Origin of the sequence: Pullulanibacillus sp. KACC 23026, assembly GCF_029094525.1 — a bacterium.
Lineage (GTDB): Bacteria > Bacillota > Bacilli > Bacillales > Sporolactobacillaceae > KACC-23026.
On sequence record NZ_CP119107.1, the window covers coordinates 289,059 to 310,066 of the forward strand.

Genomic DNA, 21,008 nt, shown 5'->3' on the forward strand with positions numbered 1-21,008 from the left:
CAACATGGACCAACTCATGCACTTCCTTACGCATAAGTTCTTTGTAACAGGAGAACCGATGATTTATGGCGCTGACGTTGCCATTGCCGTTGCAACCATCGGGATCCTTTTTGTCCTAACCTACTTTAAAAAGTGGAAATGGTTATGGCGTGAATGGTTGACAACGGTTGACCATAAGAAAATTGGGATCATGTACATTATTGCAGCGATTCTCATGCTTTTCCGCGGGGGGATTGACGGATTGCTCATGCGTTCCCAATTATCTTTCCCAGGGTTGAAGCTGTTGGATGCTCAACACTATAATGAAATTTTTACAACTCACGGAACCATTATGATTTTGTTTATGGCGATGCCGTTTATCATCGGTATGATTAACGTTGCAATGCCGCTTCAAATCGGGGCACGTGATGTCGCTTTTCCTTATTTAAATGCTATTAGTTTCTGGCTCTTCTTCTGGGCTGCTATGCTATTGAACCTTTCATTTGTAATCGGGGGTTCCCCAGATGCCGGTTGGACCAGCTATACACCGCTTGCTGAAAACGGTCTGGATCCAGGGCTTGGTGAAAACTTCTATCTATTAAGCTTGCAAATTACAGGTATTGGTACTCTTGCTTCGGGTGTCAACTTTGCCGTTACTATTTTAAAAATGCGTGCGCCAGGTATGAAGTTAATGCATATGCCAATGTTTACTTGGTCGACACTGATCACATCAGTTATTATTGTGTTCGCGTTCCCAGTCTTAACTGTTGCACTTGCTATGTTAACGATTGACCGTATTTTTGGAGCACACTTCTTTACGTCTACCGCAGGCGGGGACCCTATGATGTGGGCAAACCTCTTCTGGGTATGGGGACATCCTGAGGTATACATTGTTATTCTTCCAGCCTTTGGTATTTTCTCAGAGGTTATGAGTACCTTCTCAGGAAAACGTCTCTTTGGTTACAGTATGATGGTTTGGTCAATGGTGCTTATTTCAGCTCTAAGCTTTATTGTTTGGGTGCACCACTTCTTCACGATGGGTGCAGGACCAGCTGTTAATTCCTTCTTTGGTGTATCAACCATGTTAATTGCGATTCCAACAGGGGTTAAATTGTTCAACTGGCTCTTTACCTTACGTCATTCGAAAATACGCTTTACAGTGGCTCATATGTGGGCACTAGCGTTTATTCCAAACTTTGTTATTGGTGGTTTGACAGGTGTTATGCTTGCTGTTGCACCTGCTGACTATCAATATCACAATAGTTATTTCTTGATTGCTCACTTCCACTATGTCTTAATTGCAGGTACTGTATTCGGTATGTTTGCAGGACTTCATTACTGGTGGCCAAAGATGTTCGGTCACATCCTTGATGAGAAGCTCGGTAAAATTGCTTTCTGGTTATGGATGGTTGGATTTAACGTCTGTTTCTTCCCAATGTACTTTGTTGGTTTACAAGGGATGACACGTCGTATGTACACTTATCCAGCTAATGCCGGCTGGACATCTCTTAACTTTATTGAAACCATCGGCGCTTTCTTGATGGGTATTGGCTTCATCGTTATGGTGTGGATGATTATCTACAGCGCTCGTCATGGTGAACGCGATGTAACAGGCGATCCATGGGATGGTCGTACAATGGAATGGATGACTTCTTCTCCTGCTCCTGAGTACAACTTCGCTACCCTTCCAGACATGTCTGGAATCGACCGTTTCTGGTACATGAAGCAAGAAAAAGGTGCCGTTGAAAAATGGCGCAAACAAAAAATTGAAGAAATTCATATGCCTGATAACTCTGGCCGACCATTTATTATGTGTGTCCTCTTCTTTATAGCAGGCTTCGGTCTCTGTTTCGAATGGATTTGGCTCGCCATCGTTGGTCTTGCAGGAATTCTTCTCTTTATGGTGCTTCGTTCCTTGTTTGATCCAGACGAAGGTCATCATATTCCAGTTGATGTTATTGAACGCACTGAGCGTGAAGCGGGGAGGTTGTAAAAATGTCACATGCAGAAGCGGTTGATCCAAATGTGCCTTTAGAGTACTCAACAGAACATGGGCGCTTAAGAATCTTTGGTTTTTGGGTATTCCTTGGAGCCGAAATTGTCCTATTTGCCACATTGTTTACAACTTATCTCATCTATCTACATCACACTGCAGGCGGTCCAACAGCAAAGGATCTATTTGATGTTAAAGGGTTTACGATTGAAACCTTCTTGCTACTAACTAGTAGTTTTACTTGTGGGATTGCAACACATGAGCTTCGTCGCGGAAATCGCGGCGGGCTGATCGTGTGGCTCATAATCACACTGCTGCTAGGTGCAGGATTCGTAGGTATGGAGATTAATGAGTTTGTTGATTATGTTCATCAAGGGGCAACGATTCAAACAAGTGCGTTTTTATCAGGGTTCTTTATCCTAGTTGGAACACACGGTTGTCACGTTTCTCTTGGTATTTTGTGGATGATTTCAGTTATCATTCAAGTATCTAAGAACGGAATTAATTCAACAACTGCTAGAAAAGCTTTTATTGTCGGGATCTACTGGCACTTCTTAGATGTTGTCTGGGTCTTCATTTTTACAGCAGTTTATTTGACGGGGTTGGTGTTGTAACATGGAAAAAAATCAAACAGCACACTCAAACAGTCACCACGGTTTTCCTTGGAGTCACGTCATTGGTTTTATTTTATCGCTTGTCTTAACAGTTGCAGCGCTATGGATTGCGCTTAGCCTGAATCTGTCAGCGACCTCAACAATGGTGCTTATTATTATTCTAGCGATCTTCCAAGTCTTTGTTCAGCTTTTGATGTTCATGCACTTAAGAGAACAAGAAGGTGCGTTCCAAATTACGGCCATCAGCTTCGGCTTCTTCGTGGCTATTGCCGTTGTTGCTGGATCGATCTGGATCATGGAATACGGTTTATATTAATAGTGAAAGAGACTGTCCTAATGATTAGGGCAGTCTTTTTATATTATTGGTGACTTTTATAGAACAGTTAAAGGGCATTCTAACAAAAGAGAGTGCTTTTTTTGTGCCTATTTTGCCCGGGCTCAGGCAAAATTAGGGCGTGCTGACTGAGACTGTTCACTCGATTTGATTACTTATGATTGAAAATGATTATAATTGATTGATTTTGAAAGTTAAATCGCTTACAATAGGATGTGAGCCAATAGAGGAGGTGTCCGGATGTTAACCCCTGAACGTCATCGGGTCATCCTTGATTTAATAAATAACCAGCGTGTTGCAACGGTACAAGAATTAGCGGAAGCTACCTCAAGCTCAGAATCCACCATACGGCGTGATTTGCTGCAACTTGAAAGTGAAGGCAAGCTGACACGATTTCATGGTGGAGCGGAGAGTGTCAACATGCGATCAGAGGAGACCGCATTCATTGAAAAGGTGAACCAGAATCAATCGGAAAAAGCCGCAATTGGTCAATATGCTGCCAAATTGGTTCAACCTGGAGACTGTATCTATTTGGATGCTGGGACGACCACCGCGCAAATGATTCCTCACTTGAATTTAAATACTATAGTGGTGACAAACGGCTTGTCCGTCGTGGAAAGCTGTCTAATAAGAGGATTAAAAACGTATTTGGTCGGCGGTGAAATAAAAGAAAAAACAAGAGCTGTCATTGGCAGCGGAGCCGTTCTAAGTCTCCATGCCTATCGATTCGATAAATGTTTTCTAGGAATGAATGGGGTTGACCATCTTCATGGGTTTACAACTCCAGACCCAGAAGAAGCGAGTGTGAAGCAAATGGCTTTGAAGCTCGCAACAGAGTCATATGTCTTAGCTGATGCATCGAAATGGGGAAAGGTTTCCTTTTCATTTGTAAGCGATCTCGAATCAAGCACTCTGATTACAAATGCAGTCTCTGATATGGAGAGACTCAGAGCCATTCAGGCAAAAACACATGTAGAAGTGGTGACACAATGATCTATACCGTAACATTGAACCCATCTGTTGATTACTTTGTCCAACTATCGGACCTTAAGCTCGGTGAAGTGAATCGAGTGGTACAAGAGAAGAAGATGCCTGGCGGAAAAGGGATAAATGTGTCTCGAGTCTTACGGAGACTTCAAATAAGCAGTCAAGTTTTAGGATTTATCGGAGGCTTTACAGGTGATTACATTAAGAAGCGTCTAATGGATGAGGGAATTCCGTCTTATTTCATAGAAGTCCAAGGAGAAACTCGAATTAATGTAAAGGTTAAAGCCCAGCAGGAAACAGAGATCAACGGTGAGGGGCCACAAATCAACCCGAATCATATGGACGCTTTGCTGAAGCGATTGGCTCTGCTTGAAGAAGGGGATTGCCTTGTTCTTTCAGGATCAGTTCCAAAAACGATTCCAAACGGCATCTATGAAAAAATGATTAAGCAGGCGGGGGAGAATGGGGCGAAGACTTTGGTTGATACAACAGGGACTTCGCTAAAAGAAACACTTGCCCATCACCCTTTTTTGGTTAAACCCAATCATCATGAGCTTAATGATTATTATCAAGAAACGGCTCAAAGCGTGAAGGAACTAGTGGAATTAGCTAAGCGCCTTTTGAATGAGGGGCCTGAGAATGTCTTGGTTTCAATGGGAGGAGAGGGAGCGCTTCTAGTCAATGAAAGCGGTGCTTATTTAGCCCATGCGCCCGCTGGTGACGTTCAGAACTCGGTTGGCGCCGGTGACTCACTTGTAGCAGGCTTTTTGGGCGCTTATTCAAAGCATGGGGACCTTCTCGAGGCCTTTCAATATGGTGTCGCAGCTGGAAGTGCTACGGCCTTTTCTATGGATTTATGCACGCAGGAGAAAGTGGAATCACTTTATAAAAAAATCGAGATCCAGGCATTGTAAGATCGAAGAGGAGATGACCTATGAAAATTACCGATTTATTATCTATTGATACCATTCAATTAGATTTGGCTGCAAGTGATAAGTCAGGTGTCCTTGATGAACTGGTTGAAAAGCTTGACCGGGCAGGCAAGTTAACGAATAGACTTGATTTTAGAAGAGCAATTGATGCTAGAGAGGCTGAAACGACAACTGGGATCGGTGAAGGAATTGCGATTCCACATGCCAAAACGGCAGCAGTCAAAACACCTGCAATTGCCTTTGGTCGCTCAAAGTTAGGCGTTGATTACGAATCCCTTGATGGGGCACCGGCTCATCTTTTCTTTATGATTGCAGCAAGTGCTGGGGCGACGGATGAGCATCTAGAAACCTTGTCTAAACTCTCAACTTATTTAATTCATGCAGACTTCCGGGAACAGCTCTTACAAGCCAAAACCCCATCTGAAGTCGTGCGTCTATTTGAAGAAAAAGAGCGATCAGAGAGCGAAGAAGCGGAGGAATTCCCTGTTAATAAAGGTGCTAAGAAGTTAGTCGGTGTGACGGGCTGCCCAACCGGGATTGCTCACACTTATATGGCAGCGGATTCATTGAAAATGAAGGCCAAAGAGCTTGGCTATGAAATTAAGGTGCAAACAAATGGATCAACAGGTGTAAAAAATCAATTAACAGAAGACGATATCCGTGAGGCCGTTGGTGTCATCGTGGCAGCAGACACTAAAGTAGACATGGAGCCATTTGTTGGGAAACGAGTTGTCCAAGCACCTGTTACTGCAGGGATTCGAAATCCTGAAGGTTTAATCAATCAAGTGGTTAACGGAGAAGCACCGATTTATAGCGGTAATTCAAGTAAGGGCTACCAAGACAACATTTCAGATGCCAAGGCGGAACGCAAAGCAGGGCAAAATAGCTTTTACCGTCATTTAATGAATGGGGTTTCGTTCATGCTCCCATTTGTTGTAGGCGGGGGGATCTTGATTGCCCTCTCATTCTTTTGGGGGATTCATGCAACCGATCCAAAGTCGCCTCATTACAACTGGCTTTCAGCGACTCTAAATGACATTGGCGCGACACATGCTTTTGCGCTTATGGTTCCCATTCTTGCAGGCTACATCTCTTTTAGTATTGCCGATCGCCCTGGATTAGCACCAGGGGTAGTAGGCGGCTACATGGCTGCAACAAGCGGTGCAGGCTTCTTAGGAGGCTTAATTGCAGGCTTTTTGGCAGGTTATGCCGTACAACTTTTGAAGAAAGTATTCGGTTCTCTCCCACAAGCTTTAGAAGGCCTAAAGCCGGTTTTGATTTTTCCAGTATTAGGTATTGCGATTACGGGGATAATTATGGAACTGGTCGATGTACCGGTCCATGGGTTAATGACTGTGATTACTCATTGGCTAAACCATCTTGGTACAACTAATCTTGCCTTGCTTGGTATGATATTGGGCGGCATGATGGCGATCGATATGGGTGGGCCTTTCAATAAAGCAGCTTATACATTTGGTCTTGCTGCATTAAGCGCGGGCAACTATTTTCCTCAGGCAGCCACAATGGCAGGAGGAATGGTCCCGCCACTCGGGATGGCCATTGCGACAACTCTTTTTGCACGTAAGTTTTCAGAATCAGAGCTCAATGCAGGTCGCACAGCTTATGTTTTGGGGGCGTCTTTTATTACAGAAGGGGCGATTCCTTTTGCCGCTGCAGACCCAATTCGTGTTATAATTTCTAGTATAATTGGTTCGGCCACTACCGGTGCCCTTGTCTCGGGATTCAAAATTGGGCTTCGCGCCCCTCATGGCGGAGTATTTGTTATTCCGTTTGTTAATGGCAGCTCTTTGCTTTATTTGCTCTTTATTATTATTGGGGCTATTATTACAGGGGTTATTTATGGAGTTTGGAAGAAACCAATTATATAATTGGTGAAAACACATTAGGAGGATTTCTATGGCAGTAGAAAAAACATTTACAGTAATTAGTGATTCTGGTATTCATGCACGACCAGCAACAACGCTTGTTCAACGAGCAAGCCAATTTTCATCTGAAATTAACATCGTATCAGGTGACAAAACAGCTAATTTGAAATCTATTATGGGTGTCATGGCAATGGGAATTGGTAAGGGAGCTCAAATTACGATCTCTGCAGAAGGCTCAGACGAAGCAGATGCTCTGCAAGGGGTAGAAGAAGTGTTAAAAGCAGAAGGGTTAGCTGAATAAGTCTGCCTAGATAAAAGCAGGGGGCTCACTTAAAAAGTGGGCGCCTTTTTCTTTTCTCTGGAGACAGATCTTGCTGAAATATACAATAAAAAGCTCTCAAGGAAAATCCTTGAGAGCTTTTTGGGGGGCAAGCAGATCAAGATTGGTTGGACATGTATTATGTCGGCTGCACAATTATAGTAACATGATCTCGCAGGGGAAATTTTAATTATGGGAGCTTTTACATTTTTCTTCGATAATTCTGATTAAATCAAAACATGACCTGAAAACGCTTGATTTGTCATCTGATTTAGCCCTTGCTAGAGTGTCCTGTTACCATGAAAATAAGGCCGATTTGGGTGGGGAGTTGAGACCACCTCATTTCAAGGGCGGATAGCGAATCCTCGTTACGACTAAATGTTTTTGCGCTGCAGGATTGATTCGTTCCGTGGCACCTGTAAGCGCGCCTGAGAGGCCGTCTTCGCCATTAATCACAAAAATTGAGTTCATTTAAGGAAAGTTGTACCATAAAGTTATAGTACTGCAGCAAGTTAAATGATAAGAGGAGGCTTATAAATGGTTCACTCATTGCACGATACGGTGACATTAAATAATGGAGTCAAAATGCCTTGGTTTGGTCTTGGCGTCTATAAAGCTCAGGATGGGAAGGAAGTTCAACAAGCCGTCGAAACAGCACTTGAAGTGGGCTATCGTTCCATCGATACCGCCTCTTTTTACCAAAATGAAGAGGGTGTTGGGCAGTCGATTAAGGCATCGGGACTACCTCGTGAGTCTTTATTTGTCACAACAAAAGTTTGGAATGATCAGCAAGGTTATGAGGAAACTTTAAAGGCCTTTGAAGAGAGCCGAAAGAAATTAGGGCTGGACTATGTCGATCTCTATCTTGTTCATTGGCCAATTAAGGGTAAATACATAGAGACCTATCGTGCTCTCGAAAAACTTTATCAAGAGGGATGGGTGCGGGCAATTGGCGTCAGTAATTTTAAGGAGCATCATCTTGATGATCTGTTGAGCCACACCTCTATCGTTCCAGCGGTCAACCAGATCGAACTTCATCCTCGTTTGACACAAGAAGAAGTGCGCGCCTATTGCAAGGAAAAGGGAATTCAAGTCGAGGCATGGAGTCCATTAATGCGAGCACGCCTTTTTGAAGAACCGACGCTTAATCAATTGGCCAAAAAATATGGCAAGACACCTGCACAAATCATTCTTAGATGGGATTTGGACCGAGGGATTATTACGATTCCTAAGTCAGTAACACCTTCAAGAATTAAAGAAAACGCGGATGTCTTTGATTTTAGGTTAACCGAGGACGAGTTAAAGTTAATTGATGCTTTAAATCAAAATGAACGCACAGGGATGGACCCTGATAAAATGAGCTGAGTTTCTATTAAATGAGGTGGACAGCATGTCACAGAAACGAGTGGTAGTTATAACCGGGGCAGCCAATGGGATTGGAAAAGGGGTTGCCAAGGTGTTTGCTGAAAACAACGATCGAGTCGTTATTGCTGATGTTGTGGATGGAAGCATCCTTCAACAGGAAATCGAGCAGGCAGGGCAAGAAGCGATTTTTATCCAGACGGATGTCCGTGATCCAAAATCCATTGGAAGACTGTTTCAGCAAGTGGAGGAGCTATGGGGTCGAGTCGATGTCCTCATTAACAATGCCGGCGTATCCAGATTTGCGCCCTTTGAGCAACTGACTGTTGAAGTGTGGGAGGATGTGATCCAGACCAATCTAAGAGGGGCCATGCTCTGTGCCCAGGCGGCGTCCAAGCTCATGAAGAAAAAGGGAATTCATGGATCGATTGTAAACATGGCCTCTACTCGTGCCATCATGTCCGAGCCTAATTCAGAAGCTTATGCGGCAACAAAGGGAGGCCTGGTCGCCTTGACCCACGCATTAGCTGCGACTCTGAGCGAAGCGCGAATCACGGTGAATGCCATTAGTCCAGGATGGATTGAAACGAGACATTATGACACCTTGCGTCCCATTGACCATGAGCAGCACCTGTCAAAGCGGGTAGGGACTCCTGAGGATATAGCGCGGGCTTGCCTTTATTTAACGGATCCGCAAAATAATTTTGTAACGGGTATCAATCATGTGGTTGACGGTGGCATGACCCGGAAAATGATATACGAAGAATAAATGTTAGGATCGTTTTAGCTTAAGATTCCTCATTCAAAGGTGCAGCCACTTGATGAGGGTCTGTCCTCAAAAACACATAAAAACATTAAAGGGCGTTCATCCTATTCAAAGAGTCAATTTTTGTTAGGAGGATGGTCTATGAAAAAACATGAGGATGAACCAACCCTTGCTCCGGGAATTGATACAGAAGATGAGCTGAACGATGAAGCTACAGAAGAAGAAATCGAGGAAGGCGACACAACGACGGTAACACGGCTTGTCCTTGATGAAAATGATCCAAGCGGTGAGGATTAAAGGGGGTTCAAAATAGGCTGTCCTTTGGGAGTGGCTTTCCAAAGGGCAGCCTATTTATTTAAGAACTTTTGGGAGAATAGTTAGCAGCCGCTTGTTATTCATCATCGATATCAATCGTGTTCTGGGTCTTCGGATATTTAGGACCGCGAATTTCTAAGATACCATCTCGAAAACGGGCTTTCGTTTTTGAACGGTAGACTCGATAAGGTAATGGAATCGTTCGCTCTGCCTGTTGAAGACGCCTTTCACGTCGATAGTAATTGCTTGCTGATTGATCAATAAAGCGTTCATCGTTTATAACCGCAAGACGAATGCGATCGCCCAGTGTTTCGATATGGATTTGACTCTTCTTAACGCCAGGCAGCTCAGCTTTAACTACCCATTCGTCTTTGGTTTCGTAAAGGTCAACAGGAAAGCTCCTGCCCGTGTTAAAGGGGTGGTTTTGAAAGAAAGCGTCAATGGAGTCCAGAACGCCTCGATATTCTTCATTAATAAAAAATTCATCAATACGGCCTAAAATACCGCCAGAGAAAGGATTCATTGGCGGACCAGGCTGAGGTTGTCTTGGAACAGGTCGATTATTCTCTTCTCGTTCGGCCAAGAGACTCTCTCCTTTCATACTTTTCCTTTTATAGTTTATGAAAAGGAGAAATATCCGGTTATAGGCAAACACCTAAAAAATGCTCAGATATTAAAATGAAAAATTCTTTAAATTCCTACTTGTTTATCGAAGCGCTTTCAATTATAATCTTTTTATGAAAACGATTTCACAACATGGCAAAAAGTTCCTTGGGATTAGGGGGTGTAAAAAAAGGAGGAGTTGCATGACGAGAATTCAAGATGTTGCAAAGCTTGCAGGGTTATCACCGGCTACTGTTTCAAGGGTAATCAATAACCATCCTTATGTTTCAGAAGAGAAAAGGAAATTGGTCCATGAGGCTATGAAGGAACTAGGGTACGTTCCGAATTCAATAGCGAGACAGCTTCGCACCCAAACAAATGATGCTATTGCGGTCCTGATCCCAAGGCTTTCAAACCCTTTTTTCAGCAAACTTGTTGATTCAATGGAGACAATTGCGGCAGAAAACGGCTTTAAGCTGATTGTCTGCCAAACGCGGTCACAGAAAAGCAGGGAAATCACCTATTTAAACTGGTTAAAGACACGGCAAATTGGCGGTGTCATTATGGCCTCGAGTGAAAATGTCTGGGAGGTTATCAAGACCTATTGTGATTTTGGTCCCATTATTTTTTGCAATGAATATCCCCCCTTAACAGAGGCGCCCATTATTTACTTAAATCAATTTGAAGGCGGTTACATTGGAACGAGGCATCTCATTGAACGGGGTCATACCAAAATTGCTTTTTGCTATGCAGGCACTCAATTTACAAATATTAAAGAACGTTACTTAGGATTTAAAAAGGCTCATGAAGAATTTAATCTGCCAATCAATGAGAATTGGATCTTTGATGAAGCTTATGATACTAAGAGCGGTCAAGAAATTTTCTATAAAATTAAGGCACTAAAACAAAAGCCAACGGCCATATTTACTAGCAGCGATGAAGTGGCACTAGGGATTATTGCAGAATCAAAAAAAAATGCTGTTAAGATTCCAGAAGAGCTGGCTGTATTAGGTTTTGATGACCAGCCCATTGCTGAGCTAATGGACCCTGGTATTTCGACTATCTATCAACCGGTTGAACAAATTGGAAAAGTTTCCATTGAATTAATGTTAGACCTATTAAAAGGGGAACAAAAGCCGGAAACGTGTAAATTGGAGCTGCCACTGCATTTGGTGGTAAGAGGGTCAACCTAAGTAAGTGGTACTAGATGTGAAAACGATTTCATATCATGATTGGAGAAGTTCATTCCTAAAGGAGGATTTAAATGAGAGTCAAAAAGTTGAGCGTTTTAATGGTTATTATTTTAGCGTTTAGTCTATTCCTATCAGCTTGTTCGTCTTCAAAGGATAATGCATCTACCTCTGCTTCTGATAACTCAAGCAATGGGAAATCCAGTTCCGATTCATCCAGTAAAGATGTAACGATCGTTTGGGCGCGCGGGAAAGATACAACTAATGCGACAAAAGATATGCTTGCTGCCTTTGAGAAAAAGTATCCTCATATTCATGTCAAAGTACTAGAAGAGCCTAATGATACAGGCAAACAGCATGACGCCTATGTCACCGCTTTTAATGCCAAGTCATCTGCCATTGACGTCATCAATATGGATGTTGTATGGCCGGCAGAATTTGCTCAAGCGGGCTACACGCTCCCACTGGATCGTTTTATCCAACAGGATCATGTTGATTTAAGTCAATATAGTCAAGGGGCTTTGAGTGCCGCTCAGTTTAATGGTAAGCAGTGGGCATTACCGCTCTTTGTGGACGCAGGGGTCTTGTTCTATAGAACGGATCTTGTTAAAACCCCGCCAAAGACTTGGGATGACCTTATAGCTGACGCCAAACAATTACAAGGCAAAAATGGGACTAAATACGGGATGCTTTTACAGGCTGATCAATATGAAGGTCTTGTCTGTAATGCAGTTGAGTATCTAGGAAGCTATGGCGGTGCATTCATCAATAAAGATGGCAAGGTTTCAGTTGACACGCCTCAAGCTATTAAGGGACTTACAGAATTGAAGAAGATCGCTGTGGATTCAGGGATTACGCCAAGTAATATTACCAATTTCCAAGAGACGGATACCGATAATTCCTTTATTCAAGGCCAATCCGTGTTTGCTCGTAACTGGCCATACATGTGGGCAGATGCCAACGATAAAACGAAATCAAAAATTGTCGGCAAAGTTGGAGTTGCCGCTCTTCCTTCTGGTGACGCCGGGACTGCATCGGCTCTAGGCGGCTGGCAGATGGGCATTAACAAATATTCCAAACATCCGCAAGAAGCCTGGAAACTCGTTGAATTTATGACAGGGCTTGAGGGAGAAAAAATTCAATCGATCAGCGGCGGAAGCGCACCTGCCATTACAAGTCTTTACAGTGATCCTGATGTCCTTAAAGCGAATCCATTCTTTAAGCAAAAAGGGTTCCAAGAAGCTGTAGCCAATGCGACTTCACGTCCTGTTGCACCGAACTATCAACAAATCTCTAGCATTATTCAAATCCATGTATCTAAAATGCTCGCCGGTCAAGAAACACCAGCACAAGCGGCTGCTAATATGCAAAAAGAAATGGAAGCGGCAATGAAACAAAGCTAATAAATGGTTGGCCTTCACAAGTTGAAGGCCAACTCTTCTTAAAGAGGTGAGGAGCATGAAGAGACAGAAAGGTAATCGGAGAAAATCAGATTGGAAGGCAGCCTATCTATTAATGGCACCAGCCCTGATCTTAATTTTGGTCATTGCAGTTTATCCAGTCTTGCAATCGATGTATTTTAGTTTGTTTGATTACAAATTAAATGACCCGACTCAATCAAAGACAACCACTCATTATAGTATTGATCTCCAGCGCTATTTAAACGACATGCCCTTCCTAATGGGAGACATTCAGAATGATTTACCTAAAGTTACGGGTAAGGACCACGATGTATTTAATAAGGTGTCCAATCAATTAACGGCAATAGATAACAAGATTAAGAAGGAAACCGGAAGCCGTTATACGAAGGTCAACACGATTCTTAACAACTTTAAAACACCATCAGATGAACTCTCACAAGTAAGAATAAGCAAATCAACGGCCGTTGCCCTTCAGCAAACAGCCAATCAGGTCGAAAAGGAATTAGCACCTTATCAAGATTCGAAAGTCTTGACCAATGCCAAAAAAGATTATGGACTCGCAACAGGCTTAGGAGATGCCCTCATTAAACCGAATTTTATTGGCCTTCAGCACTATAAGACGTATCTCCAAGACCCTAGAATGTGGGCCGCACTCCTTCATACCGTTACGTTTACCATTATTTCAGTGTTCATTGAATTCGTTTTAGGCTTAGCGATCGCCTTGCTAATTAATAAGGCCTTTTTTGGCAGGGGGCTTATACGGGCTACGGTATTGGTTCCATGGGCTGTTCCAACAGCTATTTCAGCCATGATGTGGCGGTATCTCTATGATGGGCAAAGTGGAATCATTGCCAAGTTTTTTCAAAAGATCGGGATTATTCATGATATGGGGACTCTTTTAACCACCACAAATGGCGCTATGTCCTCGGTCATTTTGGCCGATGTGTGGAAGACGACCCCCTATATGGCATTACTCTTACTCGCAGGGCTACAAGTGATTCCAGAATCTCTTTATGAGGCCGCAGCGATTGATGGCGCGAATAAATGGAAACAGTTTGTCCGTATCACCCTTCCGCTATTGAAAACAAGCATTTTGGTCGCTCTGTTGTTCAGAACGTTAGATGCTTTCCGAGTGTTCGATTTAATCTACGTACTGACTGGAGGAGGGCCAGCGAATTCAACCGAAACGATCTCTATTTATGCCTACAAAGTGATGTTTTCACAAACCGACTTCGGAGGCGGTTCGGCGTTATCTGTCATTGTGTTCTTCTGTGTTGCAATCATTTCTATCATATTTGTCAAATTGCTAGGCTCAGAATTATTGCCAGAAGGCTCAAAGAATTAGAGGAGGGGAGAACATGCAAAAGAAAGCTGGCCCATTTTTTTATATATTCTTAGTGTTGTTTGTCTTCGCCGTTATTTTTCCGTTCCTTTGGGTGCTTCTTAGTTCTCTGAAGCCCCCATCGGAGCTATTCGGCAATCAGGCCTTCAATTGGTTTGCAGAGCATCCAACATTGAAAAATTACACAGATGTCTTTTTAAATTATCCGTTTTTAAATTACATGAAAAATAGTTTAATTGTAGCGGCTCTTACAACCATCATTGCGGTACTCTTTGCGTCGTTTGCAGCCTATGCACTTGCCAGGCTTCATTTTCCTGGGAAGACGGTAATATTGGGGTTAACTTTGTCGGTAACCATGTTTCCGCAAATTGCTACTTTATCCCCCATTTATATTATTTTAATGCATCTCGGTCTTACGAATAGTTATATCGGCCTGGTCATTCCGTATATAACTATCACGTTACCTTTGTCAATTTGGATTTTGGTGACTTTCTTTAGAAAGATTCCTCTTGAGCTCGAGGAATCGGCGAAAATTGACGGGGCAACTTTAATGCAAACGTATAGAAAGATTATTTTTCCGCTTGCTGTACCTGGAATATTTACAACGGCAATTCTTGCTTTTATTGCCGCTTGGAATGAGTATTTATTCGCCCTTACGATTAACTCGGACCAATCCCATATGACTGTACCGGTTGGAATTTCAATGTTCTCTGGTCAATACACGGTTCCTTGGGGAGAGATTTGTGCAGCAACAGTAGTTGTAACGGTTCCGTTAGTCGTCCTTGTTCTGATTTTCCAACGCCGAATTGTTTCAGGACTCACTTCAGGTTCAGTTAAAGAATAGACGGGTTCCTGAAGTGCTGCATTAGAGAAAAATGAAATTAAAAGGAGCGTTTTATATGAAAGTTACAGTTTGGAATGAGTTTCGCCATGAGCGAGAGCATGAGGAAGTTAGAAGTGTGTATCCAAATGGGATTCATGAGGTTATTGCCGAATTTTTACAAACGGCGGGCTTTGAAGTTGGGACGGCTACTCTTGACGAACCTGAGCATGGATTAACTGAAGACGTGTTAAGCCAAACAGATGTCCTTGTTTGGTGGGGACATATGGCCCATCATGAAGTGTCAGATCGCATTGTCGACAGGATTCATCAACGCGTCCTTGATGGAATGGGTTTAATCGTCTTACACTCCGGACATTTTTCTAAGATTTTCAAAAAGCTAATGGGGACGTCCTGCGATCTTAAGTGGCGTGAGGCCGGAGAAAATGAACGGTTATGGGTGGTTAATCCCAATCATCCAATCGTCCAAGGAATTGGGGAAACGATTGAGCTTGAGCATGAAGAAATGTATGGTGAGCACTTTGATATCCCAGCACCTGATGAGTTAGTTCTTGTTAGTTGGTTCAAAGGTGGAGAAGTGTTCAGAAGCGGATGTGTGTTCAACAGAGGCCAAGGCAAAATTTTTTACTTTAGACCAGGGCATGAAACATTCCCAACCTATTACCAGGAACCAGTTCAAAAGGTCATCACTAATGCCGCCCGCTATGTAGCACCAGTTAAACGAGACAAACCAGTATATGGGAATGCCCAACCATTGGAATCACTATAAGGAAAGGGGAGAGACTTTTTTGTGGGGACAGACCTTGGCTTATCTATCTAACTAAGCCAAGGTCTGTCCCCTCTAAGTCTGTCTCCTTAATAATTTTGTGGTAATATATAGGATATTCAGTTTTAGGAGGCGGAACAGGTGGAGCAAAACGCAAAGGTTATTGGATTTATTGGGACAGGCGTTATGGGGCAAGGGATGGTTCGGAACTTAATGAAGGCGGGTTATCGCGTTAATGTCTATAACCGAACAAAGTCAAAAGCAGATGCGCTTATTGAAGATGGGGCGGTTTGGATGCCTACGATCCAGGATATTTCTAAAAATTCAGATGTTATTATTACGATTGTAGGCTACCCTAAGGATGTTGAGCAGGTATACTTGGAAGACGGGATCGTGGCCCATGCGAAACAGGGAAGTACCTTAATTGATATGACCACCTCTTCACCAAAGCTTGCTGAGCGTATCTATGAAGAAGCTAAAGCGAATGGGCTTTCGAGTCTGGATGCACCGGTTTCCGGAGGCGATGTTGGCGCTCAAAATGGTAAACTTTCGATCATGGTAGGCGGCGATAAAAACGTGTTTGAAACCGTCCGCCCAATTTTTGAAGCTATGGGTCAAAACATCGTTTACCAGGGGCAAGCTGGGTCCGGTCAGCATACCAAATTAAGTAACCAAATTGCCATTGCCGGAACGATGCTTGGTGTCTGTGAAGCAATCGCTTATGCTGCTAAGGCTGGTTTGGATCCTGATCAAGTCCTAAAAAGCATTGCGGCAGGTGCAGCAGGGAGTTTCTCTCTTTCCAATTTGGCACCGCGCATGTTAAAAGGGGATTTTGCTCCTGGCTTCTATGTAAAGCATTTTATTAAAGATATGAGGATCGCCTTAGAGTCGGCTGAAGAATTGGGCTTATTGACACCAGGACTCGCTCTAGCTAAAAAAAGATATGAAGAATTAGCCGAACAAGGCGGCGAGAATTTTGGTACGCAAGCCCTTTACAAGCTTTATTTATAATACCTTTGCCAATTAACAGGGACAAGCCCCTCCAGACTTCTAGTTTAGAAGCAGGGGGAGCAGGTCCTTGTTCTTTGCTTTTAGCTAAAAATACGGACCAATTAAGAAAGTTAGTCCAAGTACATAGAGTGTCAGACAATAGATCAGGGCGGCTCGGGGTGACCAATTATCTGGCCGCAAGAAATGGGAGAAGAGATATAGGATCACCCAAAAGCCGAGCCCATAAATGATCGAGCGGAAGGCCGGTTCTAAAAACGGAGGCAGCTCTGCAGCGTGGCTTAAAACGTACTGAATCACATCGATCTGCGCTGCTAGAAAGACGATAAGCGATGCGGCCCTTATTCGATCACCATGGCCTTCAGCCCCCAACCATTTGGTTAAGATTAAGTAAAACATAAGCGGCGGCAGTCCTGAGAGAAGCAACAGGATCAGTAAACGGCCCATGTTGTCCATCGTTTGATTGGCCTTTCGAAAACCGTGGATAAGATCAGCAGGTTTAAGACTTAAGCTTTTCTTAGCGAGTTTTGGATCATGACTGGTAAACTGAAGGCGGTTCAAAACAGCTGTCTTTGGGCTGCTCCATAGAATATAATCATGGTTGGAATCGAGCCAGACGGGATGTGATTTTAGACTGAGCGAATCACTTCTTTTGTCAGCGATCCATGTTCCTTGTTGGGAAGGGTGCGCTTCATATAACGTGTGTTCAAAGGATTCTAGAGACCCTCCAACAAATAACAACGATGGCTGATTATTCTTTTGACTAAGCTGTAAATCGTTTATATAGTCAATCGCCGTTCCCGATTTCTCTTTTATTGTGAAAACCTGTGCTTTTGGATGGTTGATGATCCCAGAGTTTATTTGATTGTTTGGAATCGTCGAGCTCTCTAGCTTCACTTTGCCATTCAGCCCCTTAAAGGCCATGATCACAAGCGTATCTGTTTTGGTTTCGGTTACTTGGCTTGTGAGAAGGGTTTGTTCGGCAGACTCCTCTATATAACCCAATTTCATGACTTTATAGCCTTGGTCGCCTTGCGCTTTAACTAGAAAAAAGGTATACCGTTTTGTTTTAGGCTGCTGGGTCGTGATTAACAGAGTTTGCCCATTATCGGTCGAATGAATATCGACTATGGGTGAAGCAAAGCCCGCCATTTCATTGGTTTGACGAGTGGACGGCAGGAATGAGTATAGAAGATTGGACTTGGCATATAAAAGAGTCGAACCTGCCGCCTGGGCATGATCCCATTTTGAGGTGATGAGTACGGACTTCTTATGACTGTAGAAATAGAGCTTATCGGCCTGTTGATAGACAAATTCGTCTTGGTCCCCCCATATTAAAGCTTGAACGGTTCCTTTAACGGTAAAGGGCGTTTGCTGAATGATTTTAAGGGAAGGGTTAAGCTGGGTATAGAAAACGGTTTTCCCCTTTGCTGTATAAATATTAAAAGACGAGCCCGCATTATTAGTCAAGGGAGTAATGGCAGAGTCCAGCGGTTCTGAGGCCTCCAAAGGTCGGCTCCATCCTTCAGCTGGAAGCTTGCGGATACTCATTAATTGCGTATCTATTTGTAAGAAGAATAATAAAAGAATAAAGAGAATGGGAAATAAACCAAACAGGAGTCGCCTATACGTCATGAAAAGAACCTCCGTTAAACAGGATGGTGGAGAACCTGTCCCGAAGACAGGCTTATAGTCAATTAGATGATTGAACATGTAAAATTATGATAAAACCGCTCATACTTTCTTCTAACATATTGGTGGGCTTCATTGTTTTAAGGTATATTAGAATTATTAGAGTTGGTAGAAAAAAGGGAGTGCCTTCTTAAATGGCAAGGATTGGAAGAACTTTTTTAGGAGGGCGTATTGCGAAGAGCTTTCTCGCATCATTAATAACGGCATACATTTGCCAGACTTTTGATTGGCCGCCGCTTTTTGCAGTCATGACGTCCGTCGTCTCCATAGAAAATACCTCATCGGACAGCTTTAAGAAAGGGCTTGTGCGCTTTCCGGCATCAGCTATAGGAGCAGCCATTGCGATGGGGCTGGAGGCTTATTTTGGAGAATCCGCACTATCCTATACGCTTGCGGCGACGTTAACATTGATTGTTTGCATTCGATTAAAGCTGCATGACGGATTAGTCGTGGCCGTTCTGACAGCTGTTGCTATGTTGCCGGTTACATACGGAAATTATTTGGATTCGTTTGTTGTGCGGTTAGGCACGACGTTTACAGGGATCACCGTTGCCACACTCATTAATTATTTCGTCCTTCCGCCCAACTACTACACTAGGATTTTGGAAAGATCCGAGAAATTAGTAAAGGACTCTGCCAAATGGCTTGAACTGTTTTTCTATGGGGAACTCCCCGCTAAGCCCAGACTTCGGCTTGCCTATCAGAGCCAAGTCAAAGAATTGGATACAGCATTTAAATTAGTTCATTTTCAAAGAAGTGAGTGGCGGTATCATTGGCGAGGGAAGAAGAAGCTCCAATTGCTGAATCAATCCCAGCGCCTTTTAGAAATGATCCAGTCGCTTCAGCATCAGTTGGCTGATCTCATTTATGCCTCTTGCTCACCAAGACTTTTTAAAGGGACGGATCACGAAATCCTTTTAAATTATGGGAAAGAGTTAGTCGCTGCTATTGAGCAGATTGAGAAGCCTTTCAGCGCGTCTTATTTAGCGTCATTTGAGACATTGTGTTCATTATATGAAAGAGAAAAAGAAGTGGATGCCCATCAAAATGAAGATCACCCCCAGCTTCATCCAAGAATTAAACTTTTATATGATTTGTTTGATATTCACGATCTAATATGTGATATGAAGAAAAATTATCATAAATCCATTGCAAGAGAGGAGAAGCTGTCACATGATGAGCACACCATTTCCAATCGAGGCCTCGATCGATGAGCTTCAGCAAGCTTTAGAAAAAGGGGAAACGACATCGCTTAAATTGGTTCACTTTTATATGGAGCAAATAGCGACCTATAACCCCGTTGTGAATGCAGTGGCCGAAGTGAATCCAGATGCGGAGGCGATCGCTCAAGTGCTGGACGAAGAACGAAGAGTAAAGGGGTCGAGAGGGCCGCTTCATGGTATTCCGGTTTTACTCAAAGATAATATTGACACAGGCGATCACATGCATACAACAGCCGGGTCTATTGCGTTAAAAGATCATTATGCCAAAGAGGATGCAACGGTTGCGAGCAAACTGCGAGAAGCGGGTGCTATTATATTAGGAAAAGTGAATTTGACTGAATGGGCCAATTTCATAAGTGACCATATGCCAACCGGCTATAGTTCGCGCGGCGGACAAGTCCTTAATCCATACGGACCAGGAAAATTTGCTGTTGGCGGTTCGAGTGCGGGGTCAGCCGCTTCTGTCGCAAGCAACATGGCACCTATTGCGATTGGGACAGAAACATCGGGTTCTATTTTGAATCCAGCCTGTCAAAACAGCTTGGTTGGGATTAAACCAACCATTGGTTTGGTCAGCCGTAAAGGCATCATTCCGATTTCTCACAGTCAGGATACAGCAGGGCCTATTGCTAAGTCTGTCAAAGATGCGGCTATTTTGCTGAATGCCATTGTGGGTGAGGATGATCATGACCCCGTCACGAAGCTTGGGACAACACGTGGTCCAATCGACTATACGGATTTCCTGGATAAAGAAGGTTTGAAGGGAAAACGAATCGGGGTTCCAAGACCGCGCTTTTATGATGAGGTTGAAGAAGGGGTTCTAGCGGTCATCAACCAAGCACTTGAAGAGATGAAGGCGTTAGGGGCAGAAATTATAGATCCTGTGACCATTCCAGAAACAGAAGCAGAAAAGGGCCATGATGTGCTTATCTATGAATTCAAACCCGCACTTAATGCGTATTTAAAAGGGGTTGAGCCGCATGTCCCGGTTCATTCTTTACAAGATCTTGTGGCCTATAATGGGCGACATGCCGATAAGGCGCTCAAATATGGACAGGCTCTCTTTGAAGAGGCAGAACGCACGGAAGGGACTTTAGCGGAATCCGCTTATTTAAAAAGCCGTTTAGCTGACTTAGAGTACTCTAAAGGGATTGATCAGGTCATGGAAGAGCATCAATTAGATGCACTCGTCTTTTTCTCCAGCTGGGGATCAAGTATTGCTGCTAAAGGCGGGTATCCATCCATAGCCGTTCCAGTTGGGTTCTCAAAGGAAGGCGAGCCAATTGGCTTAAGCTTTACAGCACGTGCCTTTGAAGAGCCAAAATTAATGGCCATGACTTATGCGTTTGAACAGGCTTATCCTCACCGATTGCCTCCTGTTTTTGATGGTGAATAGAGTATCTTTTGACCGGCTAGAAAATACTTGAGCAGGACG

General features: G+C 43.4%; 20 protein-coding genes. 18 read left to right on the forward strand and 2 right to left on the reverse strand.

Features of this window, described 5'->3' with window-relative positions:
* The first annotated feature begins 16 nt into the window (after positions 1 to 16).
* The 10 genes from qoxB to PU629_RS01410 all read left to right on the forward strand — a co-directional run bounded on the left by qoxB (position 17) and on the right by PU629_RS01410 (position 9,469).
* Positions 17 to 1,972 (forward strand): cytochrome aa3 quinol oxidase subunit I, encoded by a 1,956-nt coding sequence (gene qoxB / locus PU629_RS01365; protein WP_481900493.1) that lies wholly within the window; start codon positions 17 to 19, stop codon positions 1,970 to 1,972.
* Between the two features lie 2 nt (positions 1,973 to 1,974).
* The gene (gene qoxC / locus PU629_RS01370) at positions 1,975 to 2,586 is read left to right on the forward strand and encodes a cytochrome aa3 quinol oxidase subunit III (RefSeq protein ID WP_275282472.1); all 612 of its coding nucleotides are present in this window, start codon (positions 1,975 to 1,977) and stop codon (positions 2,584 to 2,586) included.
* Between the two features lies 1 nt (position 2,587).
* Positions 2,588 to 2,902 (forward strand): cytochrome aa3 quinol oxidase subunit IV, encoded by a 315-nt coding sequence (qoxD, locus tag PU629_RS01375; RefSeq protein ID WP_275282473.1) that lies wholly within the window; start codon positions 2,588 to 2,590, stop codon positions 2,900 to 2,902.
* 258 nt (positions 2,903 to 3,160) lie between these two features.
* On the forward strand, positions 3,161 to 3,913 hold the full coding sequence (locus tag PU629_RS01380) for a DeoR/GlpR family DNA-binding transcription regulator (RefSeq protein WP_275282474.1): 753 nt from the start codon (positions 3,161 to 3,163) through the stop codon (positions 3,911 to 3,913).
* Positions 3,910 to 4,821: a 1-phosphofructokinase gene (pfkB, locus tag PU629_RS01385; protein ID WP_275282475.1), complete on the forward strand. Its 912-nt coding sequence runs from the start codon at positions 3,910 to 3,912 to the stop codon at positions 4,819 to 4,821. The genes PU629_RS01380 and pfkB overlap by 4 nt, the downstream gene beginning before the upstream one ends.
* Positions 4,822 to 4,841: 20 nt before the next feature.
* The gene (locus PU629_RS01390) at positions 4,842 to 6,728 is read left to right on the forward strand and encodes a PTS fructose transporter subunit IIABC (RefSeq protein WP_275282476.1); all 1,887 of its coding nucleotides are present in this window, start codon (positions 4,842 to 4,844) and stop codon (positions 6,726 to 6,728) included.
* 28 nt (positions 6,729 to 6,756) lie between these two features.
* Positions 6,757 to 7,026: a phosphocarrier protein HPr gene (locus PU629_RS01395; RefSeq protein WP_275282477.1), complete on the forward strand. Its 270-nt coding sequence runs from the start codon at positions 6,757 to 6,759 to the stop codon at positions 7,024 to 7,026.
* Positions 7,027 to 7,581: 555 nt separating this feature from the next.
* Complete coding sequence (locus PU629_RS01400; protein ID WP_275282478.1) at positions 7,582 to 8,409, forward strand: aldo/keto reductase; 828 nt, start codon at positions 7,582 to 7,584, stop codon at positions 8,407 to 8,409.
* Positions 8,410 to 8,434: 25 nt separating this feature from the next.
* The gene (locus PU629_RS01405; protein WP_275282479.1) at positions 8,435 to 9,175 is read left to right on the forward strand and encodes an SDR family NAD(P)-dependent oxidoreductase; all 741 of its coding nucleotides are present in this window, start codon (positions 8,435 to 8,437) and stop codon (positions 9,173 to 9,175) included.
* A gap of 138 nt (positions 9,176 to 9,313) precedes the next feature.
* Complete coding sequence (locus PU629_RS01410) at positions 9,314 to 9,469, forward strand: hypothetical protein (protein ID WP_275282480.1); 156 nt, start codon at positions 9,314 to 9,316, stop codon at positions 9,467 to 9,469.
* Positions 9,470 to 9,563: 94 nt separating this feature from the next.
* Here PU629_RS01410 and PU629_RS01415 read toward each other — a convergent pair whose 3' ends face one another.
* Positions 9,564 to 10,070, reverse strand: a complete 507-nt coding sequence (locus PU629_RS01415; RefSeq protein ID WP_275282481.1) for an Hsp20/alpha crystallin family protein — start codon at positions 10,068 to 10,070, stop codon at positions 9,564 to 9,566.
* A gap of 223 nt (positions 10,071 to 10,293) precedes the next feature.
* On the opposite strand from PU629_RS01415, the gene PU629_RS01420 reads away from it, so the two are divergent.
* The 6 genes from PU629_RS01420 to PU629_RS01445 all read left to right on the forward strand — a co-directional run bounded on the left by PU629_RS01420 (position 10,294) and on the right by PU629_RS01445 (position 16,661).
* On the forward strand, positions 10,294 to 11,283 hold the full coding sequence (locus PU629_RS01420) for a LacI family DNA-binding transcriptional regulator (protein ID WP_275282482.1): 990 nt from the start codon (positions 10,294 to 10,296) through the stop codon (positions 11,281 to 11,283).
* Positions 11,284 to 11,354: 71 nt separating this feature from the next.
* On the forward strand, positions 11,355 to 12,683 hold the full coding sequence (locus tag PU629_RS01425) for an ABC transporter substrate-binding protein (RefSeq protein WP_275282483.1): 1,329 nt from the start codon (positions 11,355 to 11,357) through the stop codon (positions 12,681 to 12,683).
* Between the two features lie 55 nt (positions 12,684 to 12,738).
* Positions 12,739 to 14,046 (forward strand): carbohydrate ABC transporter permease, encoded by a 1,308-nt coding sequence (locus PU629_RS01430; RefSeq protein ID WP_275282484.1) that lies wholly within the window; start codon positions 12,739 to 12,741, stop codon positions 14,044 to 14,046.
* Between the two features lie 13 nt (positions 14,047 to 14,059).
* Positions 14,060 to 14,887, forward strand: coding sequence for a carbohydrate ABC transporter permease (locus tag PU629_RS01435; RefSeq protein WP_275282485.1), 828 nt, complete (start codon positions 14,060 to 14,062; stop codon positions 14,885 to 14,887).
* Positions 14,888 to 14,942: 55 nt separating this feature from the next.
* Entirely contained in the window at positions 14,943 to 15,653 is a 711-nt protein-coding gene (locus tag PU629_RS01440; RefSeq protein WP_275282486.1) for a ThuA domain-containing protein, read from the forward strand.
* A 183-nt stretch (positions 15,654 to 15,836) separates the two neighbouring features.
* The gene (locus PU629_RS01445; protein ID WP_275284331.1) at positions 15,837 to 16,661 is read left to right on the forward strand and encodes an NAD(P)-dependent oxidoreductase; all 825 of its coding nucleotides are present in this window, start codon (positions 15,837 to 15,839) and stop codon (positions 16,659 to 16,661) included.
* A gap of 84 nt (positions 16,662 to 16,745) precedes the next feature.
* On the opposite strand, the gene PU629_RS01450 is transcribed toward PU629_RS01445, so the two are convergent.
* Positions 16,746 to 18,293, reverse strand: a complete 1,548-nt coding sequence (locus PU629_RS01450) for a hypothetical protein (RefSeq protein ID WP_275282487.1) — start codon at positions 18,291 to 18,293, stop codon at positions 16,746 to 16,748.
* Positions 18,294 to 18,484: 191 nt separating this feature from the next.
* Between PU629_RS01450 and PU629_RS01455 the strand changes: the two genes are divergently transcribed.
* Complete coding sequence (locus PU629_RS01455) at positions 18,485 to 19,564, forward strand: FUSC family protein (RefSeq protein ID WP_275282488.1); 1,080 nt, start codon at positions 18,485 to 18,487, stop codon at positions 19,562 to 19,564.
* A complete protein-coding gene (locus PU629_RS01460; RefSeq protein ID WP_481900466.1) occupies positions 19,524 to 20,969 on the forward strand; it encodes an amidase family protein in 1,446 nt (481 codons plus the stop codon). The genes PU629_RS01455 and PU629_RS01460 overlap by 41 nt, the downstream gene beginning before the upstream one ends.
* The last annotated feature ends 39 nt before the right edge of the window (positions 20,970 to 21,008 follow it).

What these genes read in the sequence shown, in the direction of transcription:
- qoxB (WP_481900493.1), top strand. Translation starts at nt 17, where the DNA reads ATGCACTTCCTTACGCATAAGTTCTTTGTAACAGGAGAACCGATGATT.
- PU629_RS01390 (WP_275282476.1), top strand. Translation starts at nt 4,842, where the DNA reads ATGAAAATTACCGATTTATTATCTATTGATACCATTCAATTAGATTTG.
- PU629_RS01440 (WP_275282486.1), top strand. Translation starts at nt 14,943, where the DNA reads ATGAAAGTTACAGTTTGGAATGAGTTTCGCCATGAGCGAGAGCATGAG.
- PU629_RS01425 (WP_275282483.1), top strand. Translation starts at nt 11,355, where the DNA reads ATGAGAGTCAAAAAGTTGAGCGTTTTAATGGTTATTATTTTAGCGTTT.
- pfkB (WP_275282475.1), top strand. Translation starts at nt 3,910, where the DNA reads ATGATCTATACCGTAACATTGAACCCATCTGTTGATTACTTTGTCCAA.
- PU629_RS01435 (WP_275282485.1), top strand. Translation starts at nt 14,060, where the DNA reads ATGCAAAAGAAAGCTGGCCCATTTTTTTATATATTCTTAGTGTTGTTT.
- PU629_RS01430 (WP_275282484.1), top strand. Translation starts at nt 12,739, where the DNA reads ATGAAGAGACAGAAAGGTAATCGGAGAAAATCAGATTGGAAGGCAGCC.
- qoxD (WP_275282473.1), top strand. Translation starts at nt 2,588, where the DNA reads ATGGAAAAAAATCAAACAGCACACTCAAACAGTCACCACGGTTTTCCT.
- PU629_RS01410 (WP_275282480.1), top strand. Translation starts at nt 9,314, where the DNA reads ATGAAAAAACATGAGGATGAACCAACCCTTGCTCCGGGAATTGATACA.
- PU629_RS01460 (WP_481900466.1), top strand. Translation starts at nt 19,524, where the DNA reads ATGATGAGCACACCATTTCCAATCGAGGCCTCGATCGATGAGCTTCAG.
- PU629_RS01400 (WP_275282478.1), top strand. Translation starts at nt 7,582, where the DNA reads ATGGTTCACTCATTGCACGATACGGTGACATTAAATAATGGAGTCAAA.
- PU629_RS01380 (WP_275282474.1), top strand. Translation starts at nt 3,161, where the DNA reads ATGTTAACCCCTGAACGTCATCGGGTCATCCTTGATTTAATAAATAAC.
- PU629_RS01395 (WP_275282477.1), top strand. Translation starts at nt 6,757, where the DNA reads ATGGCAGTAGAAAAAACATTTACAGTAATTAGTGATTCTGGTATTCAT.
- PU629_RS01420 (WP_275282482.1), top strand. Translation starts at nt 10,294, where the DNA reads ATGACGAGAATTCAAGATGTTGCAAAGCTTGCAGGGTTATCACCGGCT.
- qoxC (WP_275282472.1), top strand. Translation starts at nt 1,975, where the DNA reads ATGTCACATGCAGAAGCGGTTGATCCAAATGTGCCTTTAGAGTACTCA.
- PU629_RS01405 (WP_275282479.1), top strand. Translation starts at nt 8,435, where the DNA reads ATGTCACAGAAACGAGTGGTAGTTATAACCGGGGCAGCCAATGGGATT.
- PU629_RS01450 (WP_275282487.1), bottom strand. Translation starts at nt 18,293, where the DNA reads ATGACGTATAGGCGACTCCTGTTTGGTTTATTTCCCATTCTCTTTATT.
- PU629_RS01455 (WP_275282488.1), top strand. Translation starts at nt 18,485, where the DNA reads ATGGCAAGGATTGGAAGAACTTTTTTAGGAGGGCGTATTGCGAAGAGC.
- PU629_RS01445 (WP_275284331.1), top strand. Translation starts at nt 15,837, where the DNA reads ATGGGGCAAGGGATGGTTCGGAACTTAATGAAGGCGGGTTATCGCGTT.